We start from the raw sequence: 24,458 nt of genomic DNA on the forward strand, positions 1-24,458 counted from the left end.
ATGTTGGCGCTGTCCAGATACAGCAGGCCGAACGAGAGGGCGGAGATGACGAACAGGAGGACGACGCCGGCGAGGACGCGTCTGATGATGAAGGTGAGCATGCTGCGCTCCAAATCTCAGGGAAGTGAGAGGGGTCCGGCCCGCCCGATCAGGTGTCGGGCGGGCCGGAGTGGCCTGTCTAGGACTTCGGGACGAAGTCGTAGATGGCCGGGTAGGCGTTCGTCGGAAGCATCTCGACTGACGTGTTCGCGTCCGTCGCGACGCTGCCCTGCACCCGGAAGAACGGGGCGAACCAGGCCTGCTCGACGATGTACGCGTTGAGCTCCTTGGCCGCTGAGTCCTGCGCCGCCTCGTCGCCGAACTGCATCTCCTGGATGTACTCGTTGACCTTGGGGTCCTCGTAGTGGAACGGGTTGAAGACGGCCTGCGGGGCGATCATGAACTGGACCAGCTGCCAGTCCGGGTTCTGCTCCAGGGCCATGAACGACGCCGGGTACTTCGGGGCCAGCAGGTCGGCGATGAAGTTGCTCAGCGGGACCTCGGTGTAATTCACCGTGATGCCGACGTCGGCCAGCTGCTGCTGGACGAGCGTGGGGGCCGCCGTGCCGAATGCCGTCACCGACGGCATGCTGAGCGTGAAGCCGTCAGGGTAGCCGGCCTCTGCAAGGAGCTCCTTCGCCTTCTCGGGGTCGTACGTGTAGAACTCGTCGAGCGCGGGGTCGAATGCGTCGCTCGAGGCGTTGAAGACCTGCGTCGTCGCCGTGCCCTTGCCGGCGCCGATCGCGGTGAGCAGGCCTTCGCGGTCGAACGCATAGTTGATCGCCTGCCGCACCTTGACGTCGGCGAGCTCAGGCTGCTGAGTGCCGGCGCGATCCAGCAGCAGGACGCCTTGGAAGTCGAGCTCGTTCGCGTTGATGGTCCAGCCGGCCCCCTCGACCTCGGCGAGGTTGTCGTTGTTGGCGAGCTTGACGCCGTTCGCCTCTCCCGCCTTGATGGCGTTGAGAGCGGCGGTCACGTCGCCCAGGACGTTGATGACGACCTCGTCGTAATGCTGCGCGTCCGGGTTCCAGTAGTCGGCGTTCTTCGTGTACGCGTAGCTCGTGCCGGTGACGGTGGCCGACGTGTCGAGCACATACGGGCCGGAGCCCACGGGGGTCGTGGGCAGGTCGGCGCTCTCGAGCGATTCTGAGCTCGCGACGAGCCCGGCGGTGCGGGTGAGGTAGCTCAGGAGTGCCGGGTCGGGTGCGCTGAGTGTGAGGACGACCGTCGTGGCGTCGGGTGCCTCGATCGTGGCGACGTTGTTGAAGTAGCCCTTGTCGGGGCCGCTGCCGTCCTTGGAGCGCTGCATGGTGGCCACGACGTCCGCCGAGTCGAGGTCGGATCCATCGCTGAACGTGACGTCGTCGCGGAGGGTGATCGTCAGGACCGTGTTGTCGTCGTTGTACGACCACTCGGTCGCGAGCCAGGGCTCGATAGTCCCCTCGGGGGTGGCGAGGAGAAGGGTGTCGTAGACCGCCTGGTAGAACGGGGCGCGGTTGCCCCACTCCGAGCCCGCGGGGTCGAACGTCGTGGGTGCGAGGATCGCACCGAGCGTGAGAGTGCCGCCCCCGTCCGTGCCTTCGCCGCCTTCGCTTCCGCCTCCGCCCGCGCATGCCGTGATGGCGAATGCGGCGGTGACGGCGATGGCCGCTGCTGCTGCGGCTTTCTTCCATCGGATCATCTTCGAGTCCTCTTGATTCGGGGGCGGTACCACTGCGGACTGCCTCTGGATCGAGACGCTAGCACCAAAGCCGAGCGGTTACTAGGTTTTTGGGATAAAAAACTAGTAACCGCTAGGTTTTTGTCGGAAAGGGGCCCACAATGGGCTCCACGCCCGATCCATCGACGGTTCGGGCGACAGATAGGGTGATGACGATGACGGGCACCGAGACCGACCCCAAGGCGCGCAAGCCGCGTGGGGAGTACGCGAAGACCGGCGCGAAGCGAGCTGCGATCCTCGACGCCGCCCTCGAAGTCTTCGCCGAGTCGGGCTACCGCTCGGGCTCTCTCAAAGACATCGCCACCCGAGTCGGGATGAGCGAGGCGGGGCTCCTGCACCACTTCAAGAACAAGAGCGACCTTCTCGCCGCGGTGCTCGACCGGCGCGACGAGCAGTCCCTGGAGTTCGTCGACTTCACGGACCCGGACGGCTCGGTCGGGCTGCGCGGCCTGGTGCGTCTCGCGCGCTACAACGCGTCGGTACCCGGCGTGGTCGAGCTCTACACGACGCTCTCGGCCGAGGCGACCTCGCCGCAGCACCCGGCCCACGACTACTTCGTGCGCCGCTACGCGTTCACACGCGAGGCGGCGTCGGCGATGTTCGGGCGCCTCGCCGACGACGGCCGGCTGGCCCCCGGAGCCGATCCGATGCGCGCTGCGGTCGCGACCCTCGCGTTCATGGACGGCCTTCAAGTGCAATGGCTGCTCGATCGCAGCGTCGTGGACATGGCCGCCGCCCTCGAGGAGTTCTTCCGCGGCTTCGTCAGCGGCTTCGAGTCCGAGGATGACGACGAGCCCGACCACGAGGTCGACGACTTCGTACCGGGCGAAGAAGTCGCCTAGACCTGCCGCGCAGCCCCGCAAGCCCCCCACAGACCCAGGAGCGCAGATGCTTCCCCGTTCTCATGCCCGCACGCTCGCCGACGGGCAGGGATGCCGCATCCGCACCTTCGACATCGCCACCGGTGAGACCCAGACCGTGCATGTCAGCGATTCGGCGCTCTTCGAGGCGCCGAACTGGACACACGACGATCAGCTCATCGTCAACGGGGACGGAGTGCTGTGGCGCGTCCCGGTCGGCGGCGGTGCACCCGAGCTGATCGCGCTGCACGGCGTGCCCGAGCTGAACAACGACCATGTGCTCGCACCCGACGGAGAGACGATCTATCTGTCCGCGAACGACTGGCAGCTCTACGCCGCGCCGCTCGAGGGCGGTCAGGCGCAGCGGATCACGCCCGACGGCACCCGCATGCACTTCCTCCACGGAGTGAGCCCCGACGGCGCGAAACTCGCCTACGTTGCGCTGGAGCCCGACGCCGAGAAATGGGGGACGGGCGCGCACGTGCGCACCGTCGGAGTCGACGGTGCCGGTGACGCGGCGCTCACCGTCGGTGCGGGGCCGGACGACGGCCCCGAGTACAGTCCCGACGGCGAGTGGATCTACTTCAACACGGAGCGCTTCTCCGAGGTGGCCGGTCACGCCCAGATCGCCCGCATCCGTCCCGACGGATCCGGGCTCGAGCAGCTGACCTTCGACGAGCGGGTCAACTGGTTCCCGCACCTGCCCCCGGTCGGGGATGCCGCGGTGTACCTCAGCTACCCGCCCGGCGTCGAGGGTCACCCCGCCGACCACGTGGTCGAGTTGCGGCTCGTGCGGGACGGGGGATGGGCCGACGCCTCCGTCATCGCCCGTCTGTTCGGCGGGCAGGGAACCATCAACGTGAACAGCTGGTCGCCCGACGGGAGGCGGTTCGCGTTCGTGGACTACCCGCTGGGCACCGATTCCAACACCGACTTCGCCGCATCGGCGGAAACCAAGGAGACCCGATCATGATCCGCGCACCCTTCCACGACGACTGGACGGTCGGCCCCAAGCTCGGCGCCTTCGAGGCGCTCGGCGGCGCGGGCTCGGCGCAGCCTGTCACCCTTCCGCACGATGCGATCCGCGACCTGCCCCGATCGGCCGACAGCGATCAGGGAGTGCACACCGGGTACTACCCGGGTGGCGTCTTCGAGTACGAGAAGTTCTTCGACGTGCCGGCGGACTGGCGTGACAAGACGATCCTCGTCGAGTTCGAGGGTGTGTATCGCGACGCCGGCGTCTTCGTCAATGGCGACTTCGTGGTGCACGAGCCGAACGGCTACAACTCGTTCTCGGCGGTGCTCGATCCGTTCCTGCGGTACGGCGAGACCAATCGCATCACCGTGGAGGCCAAGGCGCACAAGGACAGCCGGTGGTATTCCGGTGCGGGCATCTATCGCCCGGTGCATCTCCTCGTCGCCGATCCGCTGCACATCGCGCTCGACGGGTTGCGCGTCACGACCCCCGACATCGACGCCGAGCGCGCCGTCGTCGCAGTCGCCACAAGCGTCGTCAACGACACCCGCCACACCCGCACGACCCGCGTGTCCTGGTCGATCACCGGACCCGACGGTGCTCTGGTCACCGTGAGCTCGGCGCCCCTCACCGTGCTGCCCGCCAGCACCTCCGTCGCCCGCGCACGGCTCGTCGTCCCGAACCCTGCGCTCTGGCACCCGGACCACCCTTCGCTTTACGAGGTGAGCGCGGTGGTCCACGACGAGAGCGGGGCGCAGATCGACGCGGATGCCGCGACCTTCGGCATCCGTCGCCTCCAGCTGGATCCGCAGCAGGGCCTGCGGATCAACGGTGAGGTGGTCAAGCTGCGGGGCGCGTGCGTGCACCACGACAACGGACCGCTGGGAGCGGTGACGATCGCGGCCGCGGAGGATCGCCGGGTGCGGCTGCTCAAGGACGCGGGCTTCAACGCGCTGCGGAGCGCCCACAACCCGATGAGCCGGGCCATGCTCGACGCGTGCGACCGCCACGGTGTGCTGGTAATGGACGAGCTGACTGACATCTGGACGCGATCCAAGACGTCGTTCGACGGGTCGGCGATGTTCGCCGACCGCTGGCAGAACGACATCGAGGCCCTCGTGGCCAAGGACTTCAACCACCCGAGCGTGGTGCTCTACTCGATCGGCAACGAGATCCTCGAGCTCGCCACTCCCATTGGGGCGACCTGGAGCAGCCGTCTCGCCGAGGGCCTCCGCGCCCTGGACGACACCCGGTTCGTCACGAACGGAATCAACGGCATCATCGCCAACCTCGACAAGATGGCGGCGGCCATGGCGGAGGCCACGGCAGCGCAGGATCCCTCCGACCCGAACACGATGATGGCCGACATGGGCGAGCAGATGGCGCTCATGAACGCCTCGTCGCTCGTCACCGAGTCGACCGAGGAGTCGGCCGCCGCGCTCGACGTCGTCGGCTTCAACTACGCCGACTCGCGGTACGCCCTCGATGCCGAGCTCTTCCCGCACCGCGTGATCGTCGGGTCCGAGACGTTCCCGGCGAAGATCGACGTGATGTGGGACCTCGTGACCCGCCTGCCGCACGTCATCGGCGACTTCACCTGGACCGGTTGGGACTACCTGGGCGAAGCGGGCATCGGCCGCGTGGATTACACGGATGTCGAGGGCTACGAGTCGACCGGAACCGCCGGCCCTTACCCGTACCTGCTCGCTGAGTGCGGCGACATCGACATCACCGGCCACCGCCGCACGATCTCGTACTACCGCGAGATCGTGTTCGGGCTGCGCACCGACCCCTACATCGCCGTGCACCGCCCGCAGCACCACGGCCGGCCGACGGCGACGACTCCCTGGTCGTGGGACGACTCGGTCTCGTCGTGGACGTGGGATGCCGCGCCCGGCGCACCCGTGACGGTGGATGTGTACGCGGATGCCGATGAGGTCGAGCTGCTGCTCGACAGGATCTCACTCGGGGTGGCGGCGGTGGGCGGCGAAAAGGCCTTCCGGGCGAGATTCGAGACCGAGTACCGCCCCGGCGAGCTCGTCGCGGTCGCTCGGCGGGCCGGGGTGGAGGTCGGGCGCCACGCGGTGCGGACCGCTTCGGGCGCGCCGCGCCTCACGGCCCGCGCCGAGGCGGCGGAACTCGACGGCCTCGACTACGTGGCGATCACCCTCGAGGACGAGTCCGGAACGGTGTTCAGCGACGCCGACCTGCTCGTGACCGTGACCGTCGACGGCCCCGGGGTGCTTGCCGGCCTGGCGGCGGGCCTGGCGCGCACCGAGGAGCCGCTCTCTGGGTCGAGCGTCACCACCTACGACGGCCGGGCGCTCGCGATCGTGCGGCCGACCGAACCGGGCGAGGTCACGGTGACGGTGACGGCCGACGGGCTCGAGGTCGCGGAGTTACGCCTCCACGCGCGAGCCTGAGCCCGGTCGCCTGGCAACTGTCTCCGAAACCACTCACCTCGCGCGAATCCACCGACTTCCGCGCGTCGAACTGAGTGGTCTCGCGCGAACTCGGTGGTTTCGGGGCCGGTGGGCACAGGTCGAAGACGCGGTGCGGGGGAGGGGCGGCGGGATCTCACTCCGGCGCGGAGCGCCGGCGATAGGCCGTGGGGCTCATCCGATGGAATGCGCGGAAGCGCTGCGAGAAGTAGAGCGGGTCGTCCCACCCGACCGCGCGCGCGATCTCGCCGATCGACAGGTCGGAGAAGTCCAGCAGCTGGGCGGCGCGGGCCATCCGCTCGCGTTCCACGAAGCGCTGCGGGCTGGCGCCGAGGTGCTCGCTGAACAGGTGCGTCAGGCGTGAGCGCGACAGGTGCGCCACCCGCGCGAGTGCGGTCACGCTGAGATCTCCTTCCAGGTGGGACGCGATGTGCTCCATCACGCGCAGGATGCGGGCGTCGGTGCGCCCGCGGAGCGGGTTCTGGGTGTCGATCCACAGCAGCGCCGATTCGAGGGCGTTCACAGCGAAGAGCTTGGACTGCAGCTGCGGTCGCACGCCGGCGCGCGCGGTGCGACGCAGCTCGGCGGCGATCCGCCGATGCACCTCGTCCGGGCTGTGGACGTATCCGATCGTGCCCGCCCTGATCGGCCAGTCCAGCAGCGGCAGCCACTCCGCACGCGGGTGGAAATGGGCGAAGACGAGCGTCCAATCGTGGGTGGCCGTCGAGTAGTCGTGGCGCACGTGGGGTCGCAGCAGCACCGTATCGCCCGGGGTGGTGATGACCGTTCCGGACGATCCCGTGACGCGACCGGAACCCGCGATCGTGTGCATGAGGAGCCAGTCGTCGGTGCCCGAGACCCGCCACGTGGAGTAGTCAGCCGAAACCGAGTACTCCCCGGCGAGCACCCGGTCGACCTGCGGGTGGAGCGATTCGAGACGAGGTGAGGTGGCGGCATCCATAGCACGATCTTCCATATCGATGACAGCTGAGCCCATGGTGTCAGAAGCAGCCGCCCGGCACAGTGGCGTGCATGTCGAATATCACCCTCAGCCGGTCCGGGACGCTTCGCGACGAGTACGAGGAGCGGGGTGTCGTGCAGCTCTCCGCGGTGCTGAACCCCGCGGAGGTGGCCGAGATCCGTGGCGTCTTCATGGATCTCATCGAGCGCGACCGTTCGGTCGGCCACGACGACGGGACGGGAGTCGACGACGTGCTCTCGCGGTATCCGCGCATCGTGCACCCGCACCGGCGCACCGACCTCGAGATCGGACGACTCGCGCGACGCTGGATGCTGGACCTGCGGGTCGTCGGTCCGGTCGTGGAGATGGTCGGGCCGGTGTACGCGGCGCAGTCGATGTTCTACTTCAAGCCGCCCACCGCTCGCGGTCAGGCACTGCACCAGGACAACCTGTTCCTGCAGGCGCATCCCGAGACCTGCATCGCGGCATGGCTCGCCATCGACGACTGCGACGAGGAGAACGGCAGTCTGCGGGTGGTGCCGGGCTCGCATCGCTACGAAATCGTCTGCCCCGGCGAGGCGGATGAGACCGTGTCGTTCACGAGCGGCGAGGTGAAGCTCCCCGACGGCATGGCCGCACGGCAGACCGAGCTCGCCGCGGGCGACATGCTGTTCTTCCACGGGAGCATGGTGCACGGCTCCGGACCGAACCGGTCGGCGCAACGCTTCCGCCGGTCGCTGATCTTCCACTACGTCCCGGTCTCCAGCGTCGAGATCGCGCGGTTCTACAACCCGCTCCTCACCCTCGACGGCAGCGAGGTGCGGATCGAGGAGTCCGCCGACGGCGGTGCGTGTGGCGAGGGCTGGATCCCTGCCGGACCGCACTGACGCTGTTGCGCGCGGCTAAGAGGATCCCCACGCGGTCTGCAGCGCGCCGGGCGGACGGTCCCAGCGATGGGCCGGATAATCCGTGCTGATGGCGACTCCGGACGGGTCTGCGGCGATCGCGTTGGAGCCGATCGCCGTCCACGGCGCCACGACCAGCACCGACAGCAGATCGCGCGCCGGGTCGGCGTAGATCGCCGCAGCGATCGCGGTGCCGGCCGCGATCAGCTCGATTCTGCTCAGCGAACCCCCGCAGACGCGGGCGATGAGGTCGTACGCGCCAGGGGTCGTGCCCGAGGGCAGCACCTGCACTCCCGGGCTGAGTGCCACGAAGGAGGGAAGCGAGGCGCTCTCGGCGGCCAGCGCCAGCGCCTCGCCGCCGGACGCGATGCCCAGGTCGCCCCCTTCGAAGGCGACGCAGGCGGCCGGTGCATCTTCGGCTGCGCTGGGCGTGGACGTCGCGAAGGGATCGGGGGCAGCTCCACCGGTCCGGTAGACCGCGACGACCGCGACGCCCCCGACCAAGGCGCCGATCAGGACGAGAGACACCACCGCCGCGGACATCCCGAATCCGCGCCCCACCCGGGCGTCGTCCATACCCCGTAGTTTCCGCCCACGACCGGACGATGAACAGGGGCTTGCGGGTCGCTCGGACGAGTGCCCTAGCCGATGACCACGCGGGCGAATCCGAGGGCCTCGACCCGCACCGTCGCCGTCTGGCCGGCGACCGCGACGGCGATCTCCCTCGGCCGGGCGTCGAGGTTCGCCACGAGCACGGTCGAGCCCGCGGCATCCTGCGCTCCGATCGCCCAGACCAGACCGTCCGGGCTGTCGCCCCACAGCCGCCGCGCGCCCCAAGCGCTCAGTTCGGCGAGGAGTGCGATCGCCGCAGCGACGGGGAAGGGTTTGCCGGAAGGAGAGTGGATGCCGCGTGCCCCCCACTCCTCGAAGTAGGCGATGCTCCCCACGCCGGGGATGGCCAGGGCCGCGGCGCTCGCGATGACCCAGGCGGCGAGTTCGGGGGACTGCTGCCGCGCGTCTGCGGATCCGGTGAACTCCGCACCGTAGCCCTCACCGAGGTCGCTGCGGGTGGGCCCAGGCTGGGGGCCGGTCGCCACGTTGTTGAACCGGGGGCGCAGCGCGATCGGCCCGACGTGCACGGGGTGCCCGGACGCGAGCTCGACGGTCTGCTCGGCGACGAGGCGCTGCATCGCGATCGACTCGATCAGCTGCTCAGAGCCGTGGGCATGGAAGAGCGGGGTGACCGTGACGGTAATGCCGTCGAGATCCTCGGGGAGGCGGTGCTGCTCGCGGTTGAGCTCCGTGAAGTGGGAGCGCGCGCCCCCCACCACGGCGACGTCGCTGCCGACCGCGGCCAGCGCCGCGCGCAGCGCGATGACGGCTTCGCGGTCGGACACGTGCGCGGCGTAGCCCGCCTGCTGGAAGGCGGCGACGCGGACAACCTCCAGGCCGCGCAGCGCGGCGACCGCGTCGACCAGCGCCAAGGGGAGGTCGGCGTCGAGGAGGAAGCGCACATCGAGCGGCTTCCCGCTCGCGGCTGCCCGGGTGAGGGCCGCGCGCCAGTTCGGGCTCGCGAGGTCGAGCTCGACGAGGACGAAATCGCCGATCGACGCAGCGTCGGGCGCGGGATCCGGCGCCGTCGCAGCACCGAGGCCGACTGAAGGGAAGCCGTCTCCGGCCTGCAGGTCGATCCGAGCTGGCGCGGCCTCCGGCGCCGTGCTCAGCTGCGGGCGGGACTCGTGACGCGCCGGGTCGGGGCATCCGTCGTCGGCGTGTCGGTGCTCATCCCCGCTGTTGGGTACGGAGGGGTGGGGATCAGCCGCGGCCATCCGGGCGTGCAGGGTGACGCTCTGGCGCACCCGACCGCCGGCGGGCAGCAGGTACGGGAACGGCAGCGCGAGCGGGCGGCTGTACGTCTTGAACGAGGCATCCGTCCAGTTGCGCTGGTCTTCCATCTCGAACACATCGCCGGTGAAGGCGACGGATGCCTCGACCCCGTCGTCCGCCCACTCCAGCGCGGCGATTTCGAAGACCGGCTGGTGCGGGCTGATCTCGCGCGGGAACCGCGTCTGCTCGACGCCTCCGCCGGAGTGCGTCACCGCGAGCTCGGCACCCGCGACCTGGTACGGGTGCAGCACGACCAGGCCGGTGCGGTTGGTCAGGAAGTCCGAGGCCGAGATGGCATCGAACGTCACCTGCAGCCCATCGCCGTCCGCGGCTGCGCGTACGGTGCCACGCACCTCAGCCCCGAAGGCGGCCGTCGACACGGCCACCTCGAGAAACCCCTCGGCGGCCGTCACCGACTCGACGGTGAACGCGGCGGTGTTCCAGTCGCGGTCGCGGACGACGGCACGGATGCTGCGCAGCACGCGACGCCCGTCGAACCGCACCTCGGCGAGCTCGTCGTCGCGCAGCTCGAGCGACCATGGTCCGCTCCGCCACGGCACCGACGGTGCGTGCGAAGAGTCCCAGGCCGTGCTCATGCTGCTGCGCCGCTCGTCAGAGCGTCGTCATCCCGCCGTCGACCGCGAACAGGCCGCCGGTCGCGAACGCGCCATCGTCCGAGGCGAGGAACACCATGATGCCCTCGACGTCCTGCGGCGATCCGGCCCGGCCCAGCGGAATGCGCCCGATGATGGCGGCACGGGCCTCCGGGTCGGAGGTGATGGTAGACACGAGCGACGTCTCGGTATAGGCCGGCACCACGGTGTTCACGCGTATGCCCTGATCGGCATAGGCTGCGGCGACCGTGCGGGCCAGGCCGTGGATGCCGGCCTTGGACGCGCTGTAGGCGGTGAAGTCCCGGCCCTCGCCGTTCAGGCCGGTCGGGCTGCCGGTCAGGATGATCGACCCGCCGCCACCCTTCGCGACCATGGAGCGGACCGCGTGCTTGACGGTGAGGAACGTGCCGGTGAGGTTGATGTCGATGGTGCGCTTCCACACGTCGAGGTCGAGGTCGGCGGCCGCGGCATCCTGTCCGAACAGCTGCACGCCGGCATTCGCGACGACGACGTCGGGTGCCCAGCCGCTCGCGGCGAGTTCGGCGAAAGCAGCCTCGACAGACGCTTCATCGGAGATGTCCATCACCGCGGCGCGTGCCGTCGGACCGATCGTCGAGACGGCGGCAGCGGCGGCCTCGGCATTGCGGTCGGCGATGATGACCCTGGCGCCCTCGGCGGCGAAGCGGGCCGCCACGGCGAACCCGATGCCGGTGCCCGATCCGGTGACCAGGGCGGTCTTGCCTGCAAGTCGGCTCATCAGGTTCTCCTAGCGCTCGATGTGACTGCGCTCGATTTTTTCGAGGTGCAGCATGCGGGCGAGGTTCTTGTCGAGCTCGTCGTCACGGAAGATCTTCTTCCAGTCGTCCTTGATGATGCTCTCGCGACCGTAGTCCATCGCGATGAGGCAGGCGTCGCTGAACGGGTTGTCGCCGCGCAGCCCGTTCGCGAGGGCGACCTGCGTGTGGCCGTACAGGATGCTGCGCGCCGCCGCCTCGGGGACGCCCATGGTGTTGACCGCCTCGCTGAGCGCCTCATTGAGCAGGGCGCCGATCATGCACGCGACAGTCTCGACGAGGGTGGGCTCGAGCTGGGCGAGCTGCTTGATCGTGACCCAGTGCACGTCGATGATCGGCGCGTAGATCGCCCGGACGGTGGCCTCGACGATCGCCTGCTTGGCGGGGTCATCGGACTCGATCGCGGCGATCGCATCCTGTGGCGCCGCGATGCCGCCGAACGTGTCGGCCCACTCCTCAGGCGTCTGCCGCTGCAGGAAGATCGACGGGTGGCAGGGGTGCGCGACGGCGCGGATGACGTCGGCGCGGTCAGTCAGCAGGCCGGCGTATGCCGCGGCCGGGTCGAGCGTGAGCGCGATCGCGCCGGACTTCAGCTGCGGCACGAGCTCGGCAGTTACCGGGCCGAGCGCCAGGTCGGGGACGGCGAAGACGACGATGTCGGCGTCGGCGACGGCGGTCGCGGCATCCGTCAGCTCCCGCCCCGCGTCGATCGTGCGCTGCGCGCCCGCGGGGGAGTTCTCGACGTAGCTGACGTGATGGGCGGTCTTGGCGAGGTTGTTCGACACCCGCATGCCCATCTTTCCGCCCGCGCCGATGACGGCGATCCGGTAGGTCCCTGAGCTTGGAGATGGGGTCCCTGAGCTTGTCGAAGGGTCGGTAGGTGTGCTCACAGCGTGCTCCTCAGATAGTCGAGTGTGATGCGGGTCCAGTCCCGCTCGGCGGTGACGGTGGTCTCGGGGTCGCCCTGCCAGGGCAGCCAGTGCTCGACGATCTCGTTGATGCCGCGCTCGCGCGGGCGGACGGTCTCGAGCAGGTGGGGGTAGTCGTGCAGGCCGGTGCCCATCGGGGCGCCGCTGTAGGTGAAGCCCACCCAGCCGTTGCGCCGGGCGAAGGCGAAGTCCTTCACGTGGATGTTCTTCACTACGGGCGCGGCGATCTCGACAGCGGTGCGCGGGGGCTCGAGGCGAGCGACGACGTTCGCCGGGTCGAGGCACACGCCGAGCCGATCGGATCCGACCCGTTCGACGAGCGCGACGAGGTCGGTGGTGGCGACCTGCTCGTACGTCTCGAGGGCGAGCGTGACTCCGGATGCCTCGAACTCCGGCAGCGCGGCGGTCAGCCACTCCTCGGCCTCGGCCAGCGAGGGGCGGGTCGTGGGACCGAAGAGCATCGACCGGACGAGGCCGGCTTCGAAGATCGCGGCGAGCTCGAGGAAGCGCGTCAGGCGCTCGGGCTCGATGCCCTTCGTGCCCAGCTCGATCGTGAGGTGCAGGTCGCGCGCGGCTGCGGCGGCATCGGCGAGTTCCGTCGCATCCATCGACTCCAGCGGTGCGTAGTCGCAGATCTGGAAGAGGTCAACGCCGAGCTCGCGCGTCGCCTCGAACGCCTCGATCAGCGACAGCTGCGTCGGTGCGAGATCGGAGTGCTGCCAGAAGAACGCGTACGTGCCGAGCCCGATCATGCGTCGCCTCGCTCACCGTCGGTTGACGACCGGGACTCGGCCAGCGCGGCGGCTTCGTCGAGCACCGCAACGAGGTTGTCGGGATCGTGGGCGAAGCGTCCGAGGAAGAGCCCGTCGACGGCGTCGCCCAGCTCGGTGAGCAGCCCCGGGCCGGCCGAGCCGCCGTAGATGACGAACGTTCCTGGCCGGTCGGCGACGGCATCCCGCAGCGCCCGCGTCACGGTCTGGATGTGTGCGACCGGGGCAGGCTGGGCCGCGCCGATCGCCCACACCGGCTCGTAGGCGACGATGATCCCGCCGTCCGGCGCACCGTCGAGCGCGTGGCGGAGCTGGGCGACCGTGCGGGCCGCGGCTTCGGCGGGCTCGACGCGCTCGTCCTCGCCGATGCACAGCACGGGCCGCAGTCCGTTGCGCAGGGCGGCGGCGGTCTTGGCGCGCACGACCTCGTCGGTCTCGCCGAAGAGCCGGCGCCGCTCGGCGTGTCCGATCTCGACCACGCCCACGCCGACCTCGGCGAGCTCCGCCGGGCTGACCTCGCCCGTGAACGCACCGGAGTCCTCGGTCGCGGCATCCTGCGCTCCGATCACGGTGTTCGTTCCGGCGAACGTCTCGAGTGCTGCGGCGATCTGCAGATAGGTGGGGATGACGAAGAACTCGACGGTGCCGCTCGCAACCGCGGGATGCCCGGCGACGACCTGCGCGACGCGCGCGAACCACGCGTGCGCCTCGAGATGCCCGAAGTACATCTTGAGGCTCACGCCGACGGTCACGCGCGGGGGCATCAGCAGCTGCCGGTCTGCTCGTACCGGTCGAGGTCCGCGACCTTCTCGGCGGAGGCCGAGGTCGGGTCGAACCGGTAGGTCAGCCACTCGCGGGCCAGGCGGCGGGCGAGCTCGATGCCGACGACACGCTGCCCGAAAGTGAGCACCTGCGCATTGTTCGAGAGCACGCTGCGCTCCACGGAGAAGCTGTCGTGCGCGGTCACCGCGCGGATTCCGGTGACCTTGTTCGCGGCGATCGCGACGCCGAGCCCTGTGCCGCAGACGAGCAGCGCACGGTCGGCTTCTCCCTTCGCGACCAGCTCCGCCGCAGCCGTGGCGATGCGCGGATACGAGGTGTGGCCGTCGGCGTCCACACCGACGTCGACCACGGACGCGACGCCGGGGTTCGCCTCCAGGTCGCGCTTGAGGATCTCCTTGTAGTCGAAGCCGGCGTCGTCGCAGCCGATGACGATCCGCAGCGGTTCGGGCATGTCAGTTCCTTTCATCCGCGGCACCGGCGAGCAGCGCGCCGACGGCGGTGGCGATGAGGGCGAGCGAGTGCGCGCCCGGGTCGGGGGTGCCGAGGCTCTTCTCCGCATGCGGACGCGCGCGGCCCATGCGGGGGAGCAGGTCAGCGGTGGAGGCCGCAGCCCGCGTCGCGGCGCTCGCCGCGGTCGCCCAGGCATCGGCGAGGCGGGCCCCGCCATCGACGGCACGGCTGAGTTCGGTGCTGAAGGGCACGAGCGCGTCGACCATCGTCTTGTCGCCCACCTCGGCCTTGCCGTAGGCCATCACCCCCGCGGAGGCCGCGGCGACGCCGGCGGAGACGGATGCCGCGCTCGGCGCGTCCTCGTCGCCGATCGCTTCGCCGACCGCGCGGAGAATGACGCCCCAGAGCGCGCCGGACGTGCCGCCCGCGCGGTCCGACCACGCGTCGCCCGCGTGGACGAGGACGGTGCCGGCACCGGCGCCCTGCGCGGCGGCGCGGGCCGCAGCCTCGCGCGCAGCGCGCGCTCCACGCTGCATGCCGATGCCGTGGTCGCCGTCACCGGCGATCTGGTCGAGCCGGCCCAGCTCGTCGACGTGCTCGTCGATGATGGCAGCGGTCGCCGCAACGACGCGGGCAGTCAGGTCCGCGGCCGCGCGGGAGGCGTCGCTCGCGGGCGGGACCGCGTCGGCGGTCGCGGCATCCGTCGTCGTAGTGTCATCGTGGGCGACCGGCGCGACCGAGCCCCGGCGGTAGGCGGGTGTGTCGACGGGTGCGTCCCAGAGGGGTGCGAGCTCGTCGTCCAGCCAGAAGAGGGTGAGCGATGTGCCCGCCATGTCGAAGCTCGTGCAGTACTCGCCCACGTGCGGGTCCACGATGACGGCGCCCGCTGCGGTGAGCAGCTGCGCGATGCGCCGGTAGACGACGAACATCTCCTCGTACTTGAGCGATCCGAGCCCGTTGAGGATCGGCACGACGCGCGCGCCCTGGGCGGTCACGATGCCGGCGGGCAGTTCGTCGAGCAGCCGGGACACGAGCAGTTCGGCCAGTCCGTCGGCGGTCGGGATGTCGGTCTCGTCGATGCCCGGTTCGCCATGGATGCCGAGGCCGATCGCCATGCGCCCCTCGGGCACGCTGAACAGCGGTGCCTCCGCGCCGGGGAGCGTGCAGCCGGTGAAGGCGACGCCGAAGGAGCGGGTGCGCTCGTTCGCGAGCTGCGCGAGCCGGGTGACCTCGGCGAGGTCGCTGCCCGCCTCAGCGGCGGCGGCGGCGATGCGGAAGACGGTGAGGTCGCCGGCGATGCCGCGGCGCTTGTGCTTCTCGTGGGGAGCGGCCGAGAAGATGTCGTCGGTGACGGTCACGGTCTCGCAGGCGATCCCTTCGGCGCGGAGGCGATCCTGCGCGGCATCGAAGTTGAGCACGTCGCCGGCGTAGTTGCCGTAGCTGAAGAACACCCCGCCGCCGTGATGCGCGGCCTTCGCGACCGAGACGATCTGCTGCGTCGAGGGCGAGGCGAAGAGATTCCCCATCGCGGCGCCGTGCGCGAGTCCGGGTCCGACGAGCCCGCCGAAGGCGGGGTAATGGCCCGACCCGCCGCCGATGACGACGGCAACCTGGCCGTCGGGCACGACGGTGCTGCGGACGACGCCTCCGGCGACGCGGCGGACCGAGCGGCTGTTGGCCGCGACGAAGCCGTCGATCATCTCGTCGGCGAAGGCGGCCGGGTCATTCCATAGACGCGTCATCGCGGTTCCTCCCTGGCAGACTCCGCGTCCGCTCTCTCATTTTGGCAAACCGGTTGACCAATTGCAAGCCCTGCGGAGAATCGGATGCGGTGGGCGGCCGCAGCTGCCCACCGCATCCGATTCCATATTCCTACTCGATGGCGAACAGCGTGTAGCCCCCGGCGTTCGCGGCGTTGATGAGGATGCAGTCGATCGACTGCTTCTCGTCCTCGCCGGTCTCGCCGGTCGTGATGAACTTGTCGGCCTGCTGCACGGCCAGCTGCGAGATGAGGACGGCCGGCTGCAGACCMGTCGCCAGCAGCGTGCCCGCCTCGATAGCGGCGACAGCGTCGGGACTGCCGTCGAAGCCCGCGATCACGACCTTGCCGGTGAGTCCGGCCGCTTCCACCGCAGCGACGGCACCGAGTGCCATGGTGTCGTTGCCCGCGATGATGCCCTGGATGTCGGGATCACGCTGCAGGAGGGTCTCGATCTTCGTGAACGCCTCGTCCTGGCTCCAGTTCGCGGTCTCCTTGGCAACGCTCACCAGGTTCGGGTACTGCGAGATGACGCTCGCAAACGCCTCCGAGCGCACGCCCGCGTTCGTGTCGGACTCCTTGCCGGTCAGCTCGATGTACTTGCCGCCGTTCGGCAGCCCGGCGACCCATTCCTCGGCGACGGCGGCAGCGCCCTGGGCGTTGTTCGCCACGATCTGCGCCTCGGCGATGCCGGTCTCGTTGATCTCACGGTCGATGAGGAAGACCGGGATGCCGGCATCCTTCGCCTTCTGCACCGGGCCGATCGACGCGTCGGCGCCGGCGTTGTCGAGGATGATGGCCTTCGCCCCGTTGCTGATCGCGGCGTCGATGAGCTCGCTCTGCTTGTTGGGGTCGTCGTCGTGCGAGGCGACGGACGTCTCGTAGCCGAGCTTCTCGGCTTCGGCCTGCGCGGCATCCGCTTCGGCCTTGAAGAAGGGGTTGTCGGGCGAGGGGGTGATGATCGCGATGAGGCCGCCGGCCTCCGCGGCATCGCCCGAGGCTTCGGAGCTGTTGTCGGAAGACGAGCAGCCTGCCAGTCCGATGGCGAGGAGTGTCGCCGCAGCAGCGGCAATGATCCTGCGTCGCATGTTGTTACCTTTCGATTGAGGGATGTGTTCTCAGGTGCCCGCCCACCGGGTGGTCGGCGGAGTCTTGGGGTGTCAGCCGGTCGCGTCCTGGGTGGTCGGACGCGCCGACTGCTTGTCGGCGGCGGCGAGGGCTGCGTTCTTGGACCGCTTGATGCGCTGCTGTGCCTGATCGAGCATCACGGCGAGGATGATCACGGCGCCCTTGATGGCGATCTGCCAGAACGTCGATACGCCGACCAGCACGAGGCCGTCGCTGAGGAAGCCGATGACGAAGGCGCCGATCAGCACGCCGCGGACGTTGCCGCGGCCACCGGTGAGGGCCGCGCCGCCGATCACGCAGGCCGCGATGGCGTTGAGCTCGAAGGTCTCGCCGAGCTGCGGGGCGGCGCTGGTGAGCTCGGAGGAGATGAGGATGCCGACCGTCGCCGCGCAGAAGGCGCTGATCATGTACACCCGCATCTTCACCTTGCGCACCGGAACGCCGGAGAGCGCGGCGGCCCGCTCGTTGCCGCCGGCCGCGTAGACCCACCGGCCGAACGGCGTGAAGCGCAGGACGAGAGCGGCGATCACGGCGAAGACGACCATGATCCAGATCGCGTTGGGGATCCCGAGCGTGCGCCCGCCGCCGATCGCGAGGAAGCCCTGGTTTCCGAGCTCCGCGGTGCCGGCGAGGCGTGGGTAGGTCGTTCCGCTCGAGATCAGCAGTGCGGCGCCGCGCGCGATGTAGAGCATGCCGAGGGTCGCGATGAACGGCGCGACATTGAACCGGGTGACCAGAATGCCGTTGATCAGGCCGACGAACGTGCCGACCGCCAGCGACGCCAGCACGACGAGCCACACCTGCGGGTAGAGGACCGCGTCGAAGACCGTGAGCTGCCAGCCTTGCAGCAGCGTGCCGGCGACGACGCCGGAGAGCCCGACGATGGACCCGACCGAGAGGTCGATGCCGCCCTTCAAGATCACGTAGAGCATGCCGAGCGCCAGGATCGCGTTGTACGCGACGTGCTTGGTCATCGTGATGAGGTTGCCGAAGGTGAGGAAGGAGTCGGACAGCAGCGCGAAGATGATGATGAGGACGATGAGCGCCACGAAGGCACGGCCTTCGAGCAGCAGCGACCAGATGTCGACGTCTCTGCGGGGGCGGCGCTTGCCGGACGCCGGCGTCTGACCCGTCGGCGCGGTGGTCTGGGCGGTGTTGGCGTTCATGCGTGGTGGCTCCCCAGCGGGTCTTCTTCGGTGGCTTCCCCGGACGCGATCATCAGGTCCTCCCGGGTGGCGGTGGCGGAGTCGAACTCGCGGACGATCCGGCCCTTCGACATGACGAGGACGCGATTGGACACGCTGAGCGCCTCGCCGACCTCGGAGGTGGCGAACAGGACGGCGAGTCCGCGGCGGGCCTCGCGCGCCATGAGCGCGAAGATCTCGGCTTTGGCGCCGACGTCGATCCCTCGGGAAGGCTCATCGAGCAGGATGACGTCGGGCTGGGTCATGAGCACCTTGCCGATGACGACCTTCTGCTGATTCCCGCCGGAGAGCGAGGTGATGGAGGCCGCCGGACCGGAGGTCTTCACCCGGACGTCGTCGATCTGCTTCTGCACGGCATCCCGCTCGCGGCGCATGCTGATCGACAGCCCCTGCACGAAGGACCGCAGGCTCGCCAGGGAGGTGTTCTCGCCGACCGACATCGTCTGCACCAGCCCGTCGCGCTGGCGGTCTTCCGGCACGAGCGCGAGGCCGAGCTGGATGCGCTCGGCGATCGACTCGCCCTGCAGCACGCGTCCGCGCACCTCGACCGTCCCGCGCTGGATCGGGACACGACCCGCGAGCGCCTCGAGCAGCTCAGTGCGGCCGGCGCCCATGAGGCCGTACAGGCAGACGATCTCACCCTCGCGGACGTCGAGGTCGAGGCCGCTCACGGCCAGCCGGGCGGGATTCGCCGGATCCGCGACGGTGATGCCGCGCAGGCTGAGCGCGACGTCGCCGAACGTGTCGAGCAGGTCGGGCGCCAGATCGTCGATCGACCTGCCGACCATGTTCGCGATGACCCACTCGATGTCGATGTCGGCGCGCTCACCGCGGGCGACCAGTTCGCCGTCGCGGAACACGACGGCGTGGTCGGCGATCTCGAGCGCCTCCTCGAGGTGGTGCGAGATGTAGACGATCGCGACGCCGGCCGCGGTGAGCTCGCGGATGAGCGAGAAGAGGACCTCGACCTCGCTGCCGCTCAGCGCGGAGGTGGGCTCGTCCATGATGAGCACCCGTGCTTCGCCGGCGAGCGCGCGGGCGATCTCGACCACCTGCTGCTGTCCGAGTCGGAGCTCTTCGACGAGGGTGCGGGGATCGAGGTCCTCGGCCAGGCGGCGCATCAGCTCGCGGGTGCGGGTGGCTTCGGCCTTGTCGTCGATGATGATGCGCGACCGCACGATTTCGCGACCCATGAAGATGTTCGCCTGAACGCTGAGGTTCGGGCAGAGGCTGAGCTCCTGGTGGATGATCGCGATCCCGCGGCGCGACGCGTCGACCGTGTCGCTGAGCTCGATCTCGAGGCCGTCCAGTTCGAGCGTGCCCGAGGTGGGCGACTCCACCCCGGACAGGATCTTCATCAGGGTCGACTTGCCGGCGCCGTTCTCGCCGAACAGCACCGTCACGGCGCCGCTGCGGATCTCGAAGTCGACGCCTTTCAGTGCGCGCGTCACGCCGTACGTCTTCGTGATCCCCCGTGCGCGCATCACGACGGCGTCGTGGACGGGTGTGATCGTGGGAGTGCTCATTGCTCGACCTCGAACACGACCGGCACAACTGACACCAGCGCCGGATTCACCCGGGTGTAGGCGCCGACGACGTGGATCGTTTTGCCCTCCAGAGCCGCGGGGTCGACGTCGGCCAGCACGCCGGCGCGCACCCTCGAGTTGAACTCGGTCGCGACTCCCTGAAATTCGAGCTGGTTGGTGAACTCGTTGAACGAGACAGTGCCGGTCACGTCGCGCAGCGCCGTGCCGTTGATGGCGGGGCCGATCTGCACCTGCACCGTGAGACCCGCGGGCAGGCCATCGAGGGTCACCGGGAGGATCGCCCCGTTGGGAGCGCCGGCCACGCCGGTGAACTCCACCGGGAAGGAGTAGGAGCTCCCCGCGCCGGGGGCGTGGCCGAAGTCGGCCTCGTCGGCTCCACCCTCGAGGTCGGCGAGGAGCGTCGCGAGGTCGACGGCCTCCTCTTCGATCTGGGGAACGATCTCGCTGTCGAAGCGCGCATCGGCGTACGCGACGGGATCGAACCGCTCGCCGCTCGCGGCCGCCTCGACGTCGGCGATCGGGACGACCTTGGTGGTGAGCACCGCGGCGACCGCGAGTACGACCGCGAGCGCGGTCCAGATCATCCACGGACGAATCGGCGAGCGCCTCGGGGACGGCTTCGGCACTGCCATGGGCAACTCCCTGGAATCGGCGCTGATGGGGACGGGCGGGGTACAGCTTGTCAAACCGGTTGACCAGTTGGCAAGCGCAGCTTCAACATTCGTTTCAGCCGGAAGGCAATGGTGTCGATCGGCCGGGGCCTGTGTATGTTGATCCGCATGCCAGCCTTCCCCCGGGCGCGAACCGCCGCCGGAGTCGTGGTGGTCGGGTCTGCGAACGCCGACTTCGCCACGCAGGTCGAGCGTCGACCGCGCGCGGGGGAGACGGTCATGGCGGTCGCGAGCGATCAGCATGCCGGAGGAAAAGGGGCGAATCAGGCCGCTGCCGCGGCCCGGGCGGGCGCCGCGGTGTGGTTCGTCGGCGCGGTCGGCGATGACCAGCTGGGGCGGGCTCAGCTGGACGCGCTCCGCCGGGTTTCGGTCGACGTCGGTCACGTTCTCGTCACCTCGGCGGCGCCGACGGGTGCGGCGTTCATCACCGTCACGCCGGATGGCGAGAACACCATCGTGGTCGCGCTGGGCGCGAACGCCCTTCTGCGTGCCGACGAGGTGCTGAACCGGCTGACGGCGATCCCGACGCCCGCCGTCGTGCTGATCCAGACCGAGATTCCGGTGTCGACGATCGACGCCGTCGCCGGCTGGTGCGCCGCCAACGGGGTGCGGCTCGTCCTCAACAACGGCCCCTACCGCCACCTCGCCGCCGCGACGCTGCGGGTCGCGGATCCACTCGTGCTGAACGAACACGAAGCCCGCGAACTCTGCGCGGATGCGACCCTGCCGGCCGCCGTGCTCGCCGAGGCGAGCAGCCGCGCGTCGGGCGCCCGGTCGGTGCTCGTGACGCTCGGCAGTGCGGGCGTCCAGCTCTGCACGGAGGATGCCTCAACCCATGTTCCGGGGGTTCCGGTCACGGAGGTCATTGACACCACCGGCGCGGGCGACACCTTCGTCGGAACGCTCGCCGCTCTCCTGGCCGCCGGAGAGCGCCTGGAGGGTGCGACGGCGGGTGCGACCGCGGCCGCCGCGGAGTCCGTCACCTGGCCGGGTGCGAGACCCGCATGACTTGCGATGTTCGAACGCTAGGTTGTTCGCATGCCCGCCTTTCCCGATGATCGATCGGCCGAGATATCGGCCGCTCTCGGCGCCCTGCCCAGCGGCACGCCGGTGTCGGAGGTGGCGCGGCGCCTGATGGATCTGTTCACGAGCGGGTCGATCGAGCCCGGCACCCGTCTCCCGCCGGAGCGGCACCTCGCCGCGACTCTCGGCGTGGGCCGCTCCGCCGTGCGAGAGGCGCTCGCCGCCCTCGAGATCCTCGGCATCGTCGATGTGCGACCAGGCTCGGGCACCTACCTGCGCGGCACGGCCAGCGAACTCCTGCCGCAGACCCTGCGCTGGGGGCTGCTCATCGGCGAGCGCAACACCGCCGAGCTGCTGGAGCTGCGCTCAGGCCTGGAGATCTTCGTCGCCCGACTCGCCGCATCGCGCGGGGACCAGGCATCCCTCGCCGTCGTCGGCAAGCAGCTGGAGCGGATGCGCACGGCCCTCGGCGATCTCAAGCCGTTCGCGCGCGCCGACCTCGAATTCCACCATGCCCTGGCGGCGGCCGCCGGCAACGCGGTGCTGATCGACCTTCTGCATGTCGTCCGTTCGCTGCTGCAGGTGTACGCGGATCGGGCCGTCGAAGACGTGGCCGGAGCCCAGAAGGCGATCGACGAGCACGCCGCGGTCTACGCGGCGGTCGCCGCGCGCGATGAGGATGGCGCGGCGTCGGCAATGGCGATCCACATGGCGACGGCCTCGGCACGACTCGCCGCGGCGACCAGATGAGCACTGCCCAGGAAGGCGCACGATGACCCTGAATCCCAGCCCGATCACCCTCGGAACGTCGGGCCTGGGGCGTGACTCGCTGCCCGGCAGCTCGGAGGAGGCGGATGCCGTCGCTGACGCGATAGCGCTCTTCGAGTCATCCCACACGTTTCTCGACACCTCGAACAACTACTCAGGCGGCCGGTCCGAGGCCGTCATCGGTCTTGCGCGCGCACGGGTCGGAGACCGAGCCACCGATCGTGTGATCACGAAGGTCGACGAAGATCCGGTGACGCACGCGTTCGGTCGCGATCGTGTGCTGCGCTCCTTCGAGGAGAGCTGCGCCCGGCTCGGCGTCGACACGCTGCCGCTGCTGCACTTCCACGATCCGTATTCGGTGACCTTCGCCGAAGCGGCCTCCTCTGGCGGTGCCATCGAGGGGCTTCTCGAACTGCGCGCTGCCGGAGTGGTCGGAGCGATCGGAATCGCCACCTACCCGGTGGACGAGATGATCGAGTACGTGGAGACGGGCGCCTTCGATGCGGTGCTCAGCCACAACCGTTACACGCTCGTCGACCGCAGCGCCACGGAGCTCTTCACAAGGGCGAAGGAGCGCGGGATGACGGTGTTCAACGCGGCTCCGTTCGGCAGCGGCCTGCTCGCGAAGGGCTCGGCATCTTCGTCGACCTATGCGTATCGGGAGCCTTCTGCCGAGCTCCTGGCGTGTGTGGTCCGCATGGAGGAGATCTGCCGCGCGCACGACGTGCCGCTCGCCGCCGTCGCCCTGCACTTCTCACTGCGATCGCCGCTGGTGGATTCCACGGTTGTCGGCATCAGGACCGCTGCCCGACTTCGTGCACTGGACGAGCTCGCCGCCACGGTGATCCCCGATGAGCTCTGGGCGCTCATCGATGATGCGAACGCGAGCGAGTGAGGGCTGAGCGCATGTCACGCAATTGGGCCGGAACCCACGAGTACACCGCGCCGCGCATCGCGCCCGCGCAGACGGTCGACGACGTGCAGCGTCTTGTGCGGGAGCCCGGGCTCGTCCACGCGCTCGGCACGCGGCACTCGTTCACCGACCTGCCCGACACGACCGGCACGCTCATCGATCTCGCCGGCCTCGAGCCCGGGTTCGCGCTGCACGCCGACGAGGGCTATGCCACGATCGGCGCGGGCACCCGCTACGGGGAGCTCGCGCTGCTGCTCGACGAGCAGGGCTGGGCGCTGCACAACCTCGGCTCGCTGCCGCACATCGCGGTCGGCGGCGCGACGGCGACCGGGACCCATGGCTCGGGCGACGCCAACGGCGTGCTGACGACGGCGGTGCGCGCGTTCCGCTACGTCGGCGCCGACGGCGACCTGCACGAGGTGCGCCGTGGGGACGCCGACTTCGCCGCGCAGGTGGTCGGGGTGGGCGCCTTCGGGATCATCGTGTCGCTGGATCTCGACATCCAGCCGTCGTATCGGCTGCGGCAGGACGTCTACGAAGGAATCACGTGGGATGCCGCGCTCGCCGACCTCGACGCCATCACTGGAGCCGGCTACAGCGTGTCGGTGTTCACGCGATGGGACGACGACAGCATCGGCTACGTGTGGGTGAAGACCCGCCTCGATCAGGACCATGACCCGGTGCCCGACGAACTGCTCGACGGTGGGCGCGTCCTCGGCGCCGGCTCGCCGCTGGGCGAGGGCGACAACATCACGGAGCTCGGGGGTGTGCCAGGACCGTGGATGCTGCGGCTCCCGCACTTCCGACTCGACTCGCAGCCCTCCTTCGGCGAGGAGATCCAGACCGAGTACTTCGTCTCGCGCGAGCATGCAGCGGGCGCCCTCAATGCCGTGCGTGCGCTGGCCTCGAGCATCCAGCCGCACCTCCTCGTGAGCGAACTGCGCACGGCCGCCGCCGACGACCTCTGGCTGAGCGGCGCCTATGGGCAGGACGTGATGGCCATCCACTTCACCTGGTACCGCCACGACGAGGTGTACGGCCTGCTCCCATCGATCGAGGCGGCGCTCGCCCCGTTCGGGGTGCGGCCGCACTGGGGCAAGGCGCACCGGTTCGACGCGGCATCCCTCGCCAGGGTGCACCCGAAGCTCGCCGATGCCCGGGCGGTGTTCGAGCGCCTCGACCCGGAGGGCCGCTTCTGGAACGCGCACCTCGAGCGGGTCGGCCTCCGCGACCCCCGCTGACCCTCCCGCAGCGCGCCGACCGAACCCTGGATGGCTCGGCGTCGTCAGAAGGTGGCGCAGGTGGTCGTATGCCT

At 69.7% G+C, this 24,458-nt stretch carries 22 protein-coding genes and 1 pseudogene; 8 read left to right on the forward strand and 15 right to left on the reverse strand.

The window, feature by feature from the left end; translation table 11 throughout:
• Together ACXJ3V_RS12305 and ACXJ3V_RS12310 are read right to left on the reverse strand one after the other, a co-directional pair.
• Window positions 1-101, reverse strand: a pseudogene (locus tag ACXJ3V_RS12305) (ABC transporter permease); the annotation flags it as partial.
• A gap of 77 nt (window positions 102-178) precedes the next feature.
• Window positions 179-1,720, reverse strand: coding sequence for an ABC transporter substrate-binding protein (locus ACXJ3V_RS12310; protein WP_457100603.1), 1,542 nt, complete (start codon window positions 1,718-1,720; stop codon window positions 179-181).
• 194 nt (window positions 1,721-1,914) lie between these two features.
• On the opposite strand from ACXJ3V_RS12310, the gene ACXJ3V_RS12315 reads away from it, so the two are divergent.
• From ACXJ3V_RS12315 to ACXJ3V_RS12325, 3 genes are read left to right on the forward strand one after another with little or no spacing between them, the layout of a single operon-like run.
• On the forward strand, window positions 1,915-2,601 hold the full coding sequence (locus tag ACXJ3V_RS12315) for a TetR/AcrR family transcriptional regulator (protein ID WP_457100604.1): 687 nt from the start codon (window positions 1,915-1,917) through the stop codon (window positions 2,599-2,601).
• Window positions 2,602-2,647: 46 nt separating this feature from the next.
• A complete protein-coding gene (locus ACXJ3V_RS12320) occupies window positions 2,648-3,592 on the forward strand; it encodes a TolB family protein (RefSeq protein WP_457100605.1) in 945 nt (314 codons plus the stop codon).
• The gene (locus tag ACXJ3V_RS12325) at window positions 3,589-6,018 is read left to right on the forward strand and encodes a glycoside hydrolase family 2 TIM barrel-domain containing protein (RefSeq protein ID WP_457100606.1); all 2,430 of its coding nucleotides are present in this window, start codon (window positions 3,589-3,591) and stop codon (window positions 6,016-6,018) included. The genes ACXJ3V_RS12320 and ACXJ3V_RS12325 overlap by 4 nt, the downstream gene beginning before the upstream one ends.
• A 154-nt stretch (window positions 6,019-6,172) precedes the next feature.
• On the opposite strand, the gene ACXJ3V_RS12330 is transcribed toward ACXJ3V_RS12325, so the two are convergent.
• A complete protein-coding gene (locus tag ACXJ3V_RS12330; RefSeq protein WP_457100607.1) occupies window positions 6,173-6,997 on the reverse strand; it encodes a helix-turn-helix domain-containing protein in 825 nt (274 codons plus the stop codon).
• A 71-nt stretch (window positions 6,998-7,068) separates the two neighbouring features.
• On the opposite strand from ACXJ3V_RS12330, the gene ACXJ3V_RS12335 reads away from it, so the two are divergent.
• Window positions 7,069-7,884 (forward strand): phytanoyl-CoA dioxygenase family protein, encoded by an 816-nt coding sequence (locus ACXJ3V_RS12335; RefSeq protein WP_457100608.1) that lies wholly within the window; start codon window positions 7,069-7,071, stop codon window positions 7,882-7,884.
• A gap of 15 nt (window positions 7,885-7,899) precedes the next feature.
• Here the strand turns inward: ACXJ3V_RS12335 and ACXJ3V_RS12340 are convergent, their stop codons facing one another.
• The 12 genes from ACXJ3V_RS12340 to ACXJ3V_RS12395 form a co-directional block, all read right to left on the reverse strand.
• The gene (locus tag ACXJ3V_RS12340) at window positions 7,900-8,478 is read right to left on the reverse strand and encodes a hypothetical protein (RefSeq protein WP_457100609.1); all 579 of its coding nucleotides are present in this window, start codon (window positions 8,476-8,478) and stop codon (window positions 7,900-7,902) included.
• Between the two features lie 65 nt (window positions 8,479-8,543).
• The gene (locus ACXJ3V_RS12345; RefSeq protein WP_457100610.1) at window positions 8,544-10,385 is read right to left on the reverse strand and encodes a hypothetical protein; all 1,842 of its coding nucleotides are present in this window, start codon (window positions 10,383-10,385) and stop codon (window positions 8,544-8,546) included.
• Window positions 10,386-10,401: 16 nt separating this feature from the next.
• A complete protein-coding gene (locus ACXJ3V_RS12350) occupies window positions 10,402-11,160 on the reverse strand; it encodes an SDR family NAD(P)-dependent oxidoreductase (RefSeq protein WP_457100611.1) in 759 nt (252 codons plus the stop codon).
• A 9-nt stretch (window positions 11,161-11,169) separates the two neighbouring features.
• Window positions 11,170-12,021, reverse strand: a complete 852-nt coding sequence (locus ACXJ3V_RS12355; protein WP_457100724.1) for a phosphogluconate dehydrogenase C-terminal domain-containing protein — start codon at window positions 12,019-12,021, stop codon at window positions 11,170-11,172.
• Between the two features lie 62 nt (window positions 12,022-12,083).
• Complete coding sequence (locus tag ACXJ3V_RS12360) at window positions 12,084-12,878, reverse strand: sugar phosphate isomerase/epimerase family protein (RefSeq protein ID WP_457100612.1); 795 nt, start codon at window positions 12,876-12,878, stop codon at window positions 12,084-12,086.
• A complete protein-coding gene (locus tag ACXJ3V_RS12365) occupies window positions 12,875-13,660 on the reverse strand; it encodes a triose-phosphate isomerase family protein (protein WP_457100613.1) in 786 nt (261 codons plus the stop codon). The genes ACXJ3V_RS12360 and ACXJ3V_RS12365 overlap by 4 nt, the downstream gene beginning before the upstream one ends.
• On the reverse strand, window positions 13,660-14,130 hold the full coding sequence (locus tag ACXJ3V_RS12370; RefSeq protein ID WP_457100614.1) for a ribose-5-phosphate isomerase: 471 nt from the start codon (window positions 14,128-14,130) through the stop codon (window positions 13,660-13,662). Before ACXJ3V_RS12370 ends, ACXJ3V_RS12365 begins: the two co-directional genes overlap by 1 nt.
• A 1-nt stretch (window position 14,131) precedes the next feature.
• Window positions 14,132-15,871, reverse strand: a complete 1,740-nt coding sequence (locus ACXJ3V_RS12375; protein WP_457100615.1) for a dihydroxyacetone kinase family protein — start codon at window positions 15,869-15,871, stop codon at window positions 14,132-14,134.
• Between the two features lie 130 nt (window positions 15,872-16,001).
• The gene (locus ACXJ3V_RS12380) at window positions 16,002-16,976 is read right to left on the reverse strand and encodes a substrate-binding domain-containing protein (protein WP_457100616.1); all 975 of its coding nucleotides are present in this window, start codon (window positions 16,974-16,976) and stop codon (window positions 16,002-16,004) included.
• Window positions 16,977-17,048: 72 nt separating this feature from the next.
• Entirely contained in the window at window positions 17,049-18,182 is a 1,134-nt protein-coding gene (locus tag ACXJ3V_RS12385; RefSeq protein ID WP_457100617.1) for an ABC transporter permease, read from the reverse strand.
• Complete coding sequence (locus ACXJ3V_RS12390; RefSeq protein WP_457100618.1) at window positions 18,179-19,747, reverse strand: sugar ABC transporter ATP-binding protein; 1,569 nt, start codon at window positions 19,745-19,747, stop codon at window positions 18,179-18,181. Before ACXJ3V_RS12390 ends, ACXJ3V_RS12385 begins: the two co-directional genes overlap by 4 nt.
• Window positions 19,744-20,400: a DUF2291 family protein gene (locus tag ACXJ3V_RS12395; RefSeq protein WP_457100619.1), complete on the reverse strand. Its 657-nt coding sequence runs from the start codon at window positions 20,398-20,400 to the stop codon at window positions 19,744-19,746. Before ACXJ3V_RS12395 ends, ACXJ3V_RS12390 begins: the two co-directional genes overlap by 4 nt.
• A gap of 147 nt (window positions 20,401-20,547) precedes the next feature.
• On the opposite strand from ACXJ3V_RS12395, the gene ACXJ3V_RS12400 reads away from it, so the two are divergent.
• The 4 genes from ACXJ3V_RS12400 to ACXJ3V_RS12415 are packed head-to-tail and all read left to right on the forward strand — an operon-like array spanning window position 20,548 to window position 24,384.
• A complete protein-coding gene (locus tag ACXJ3V_RS12400) occupies window positions 20,548-21,447 on the forward strand; it encodes a PfkB family carbohydrate kinase (RefSeq protein WP_457100620.1) in 900 nt (299 codons plus the stop codon).
• 30 nt (window positions 21,448-21,477) lie between these two features.
• The gene (locus tag ACXJ3V_RS12405) at window positions 21,478-22,212 is read left to right on the forward strand and encodes a FadR/GntR family transcriptional regulator (protein WP_457100621.1); all 735 of its coding nucleotides are present in this window, start codon (window positions 21,478-21,480) and stop codon (window positions 22,210-22,212) included.
• A gap of 22 nt (window positions 22,213-22,234) precedes the next feature.
• Complete coding sequence (locus ACXJ3V_RS12410) at window positions 22,235-23,125, forward strand: aldo/keto reductase (RefSeq protein WP_457100622.1); 891 nt, start codon at window positions 22,235-22,237, stop codon at window positions 23,123-23,125.
• Window positions 23,126-23,136: 11 nt separating this feature from the next.
• Entirely contained in the window at window positions 23,137-24,384 is a 1,248-nt protein-coding gene (locus tag ACXJ3V_RS12415; protein ID WP_457100623.1) for a D-arabinono-1,4-lactone oxidase, read from the forward strand.
• The last annotated feature ends 74 nt before the right edge of the window (window positions 24,385-24,458 follow it).

The sequence above is a fragment of the Microbacterium sp. P5_E9 genome, assembly GCF_054049175.1.

Excerpts from the sequence above, each read along its gene's own strand:
- ACXJ3V_RS12310 (WP_457100603.1), bottom strand. The coding sequence starts at position 1,720 with ATGATCCGATGGAAGAAAGCCGCAGCAGCAGCGGCCATCGCCGTCACC.
- ACXJ3V_RS12315 (WP_457100604.1), top strand. The coding sequence starts at position 1,915 with ATGACGGGCACCGAGACCGACCCCAAGGCGCGCAAGCCGCGTGGGGAG.
- ACXJ3V_RS12320 (WP_457100605.1), top strand. The coding sequence starts at position 2,648 with ATGCTTCCCCGTTCTCATGCCCGCACGCTCGCCGACGGGCAGGGATGC.
- ACXJ3V_RS12325 (WP_457100606.1), top strand. The coding sequence starts at position 3,589 with ATGATCCGCGCACCCTTCCACGACGACTGGACGGTCGGCCCCAAGCTC.
- ACXJ3V_RS12330 (WP_457100607.1), bottom strand. The coding sequence starts at position 6,997 with ATGGATGCCGCCACCTCACCTCGTCTCGAATCGCTCCACCCGCAGGTC.
- ACXJ3V_RS12335 (WP_457100608.1), top strand. The coding sequence starts at position 7,069 with ATGTCGAATATCACCCTCAGCCGGTCCGGGACGCTTCGCGACGAGTAC.
- ACXJ3V_RS12340 (WP_457100609.1), bottom strand. The coding sequence starts at position 8,478 with ATGGACGACGCCCGGGTGGGGCGCGGATTCGGGATGTCCGCGGCGGTG.
- ACXJ3V_RS12345 (WP_457100610.1), bottom strand. The coding sequence starts at position 10,385 with ATGAGCACGGCCTGGGACTCTTCGCACGCACCGTCGGTGCCGTGGCGG.
- ACXJ3V_RS12350 (WP_457100611.1), bottom strand. The coding sequence starts at position 11,160 with ATGAGCCGACTTGCAGGCAAGACCGCCCTGGTCACCGGATCGGGCACC.
- ACXJ3V_RS12360 (WP_457100612.1), bottom strand. The coding sequence starts at position 12,878 with ATGATCGGGCTCGGCACGTACGCGTTCTTCTGGCAGCACTCCGATCTC.
- ACXJ3V_RS12365 (WP_457100613.1), bottom strand. The coding sequence starts at position 13,660 with ATGCCCCCGCGCGTGACCGTCGGCGTGAGCCTCAAGATGTACTTCGGG.
- ACXJ3V_RS12370 (WP_457100614.1), bottom strand. The coding sequence starts at position 14,130 with ATGCCCGAACCGCTGCGGATCGTCATCGGCTGCGACGACGCCGGCTTC.
- ACXJ3V_RS12375 (WP_457100615.1), bottom strand. The coding sequence starts at position 15,871 with ATGACGCGTCTATGGAATGACCCGGCCGCCTTCGCCGACGAGATGATC.
- ACXJ3V_RS12385 (WP_457100617.1), bottom strand. The coding sequence starts at position 18,182 with ATGAACGCCAACACCGCCCAGACCACCGCGCCGACGGGTCAGACGCCG.
- ACXJ3V_RS12390 (WP_457100618.1), bottom strand. The coding sequence starts at position 19,747 with ATGAGCACTCCCACGATCACACCCGTCCACGACGCCGTCGTGATGCGC.
- ACXJ3V_RS12395 (WP_457100619.1), bottom strand. The coding sequence starts at position 20,400 with ATGGCAGTGCCGAAGCCGTCCCCGAGGCGCTCGCCGATTCGTCCGTGG.
- ACXJ3V_RS12400 (WP_457100620.1), top strand. The coding sequence starts at position 20,548 with ATGCCAGCCTTCCCCCGGGCGCGAACCGCCGCCGGAGTCGTGGTGGTC.
- ACXJ3V_RS12405 (WP_457100621.1), top strand. The coding sequence starts at position 21,478 with ATGCCCGCCTTTCCCGATGATCGATCGGCCGAGATATCGGCCGCTCTC.
- ACXJ3V_RS12410 (WP_457100622.1), top strand. The coding sequence starts at position 22,235 with ATGACCCTGAATCCCAGCCCGATCACCCTCGGAACGTCGGGCCTGGGG.
- ACXJ3V_RS12415 (WP_457100623.1), top strand. The coding sequence starts at position 23,137 with ATGTCACGCAATTGGGCCGGAACCCACGAGTACACCGCGCCGCGCATC.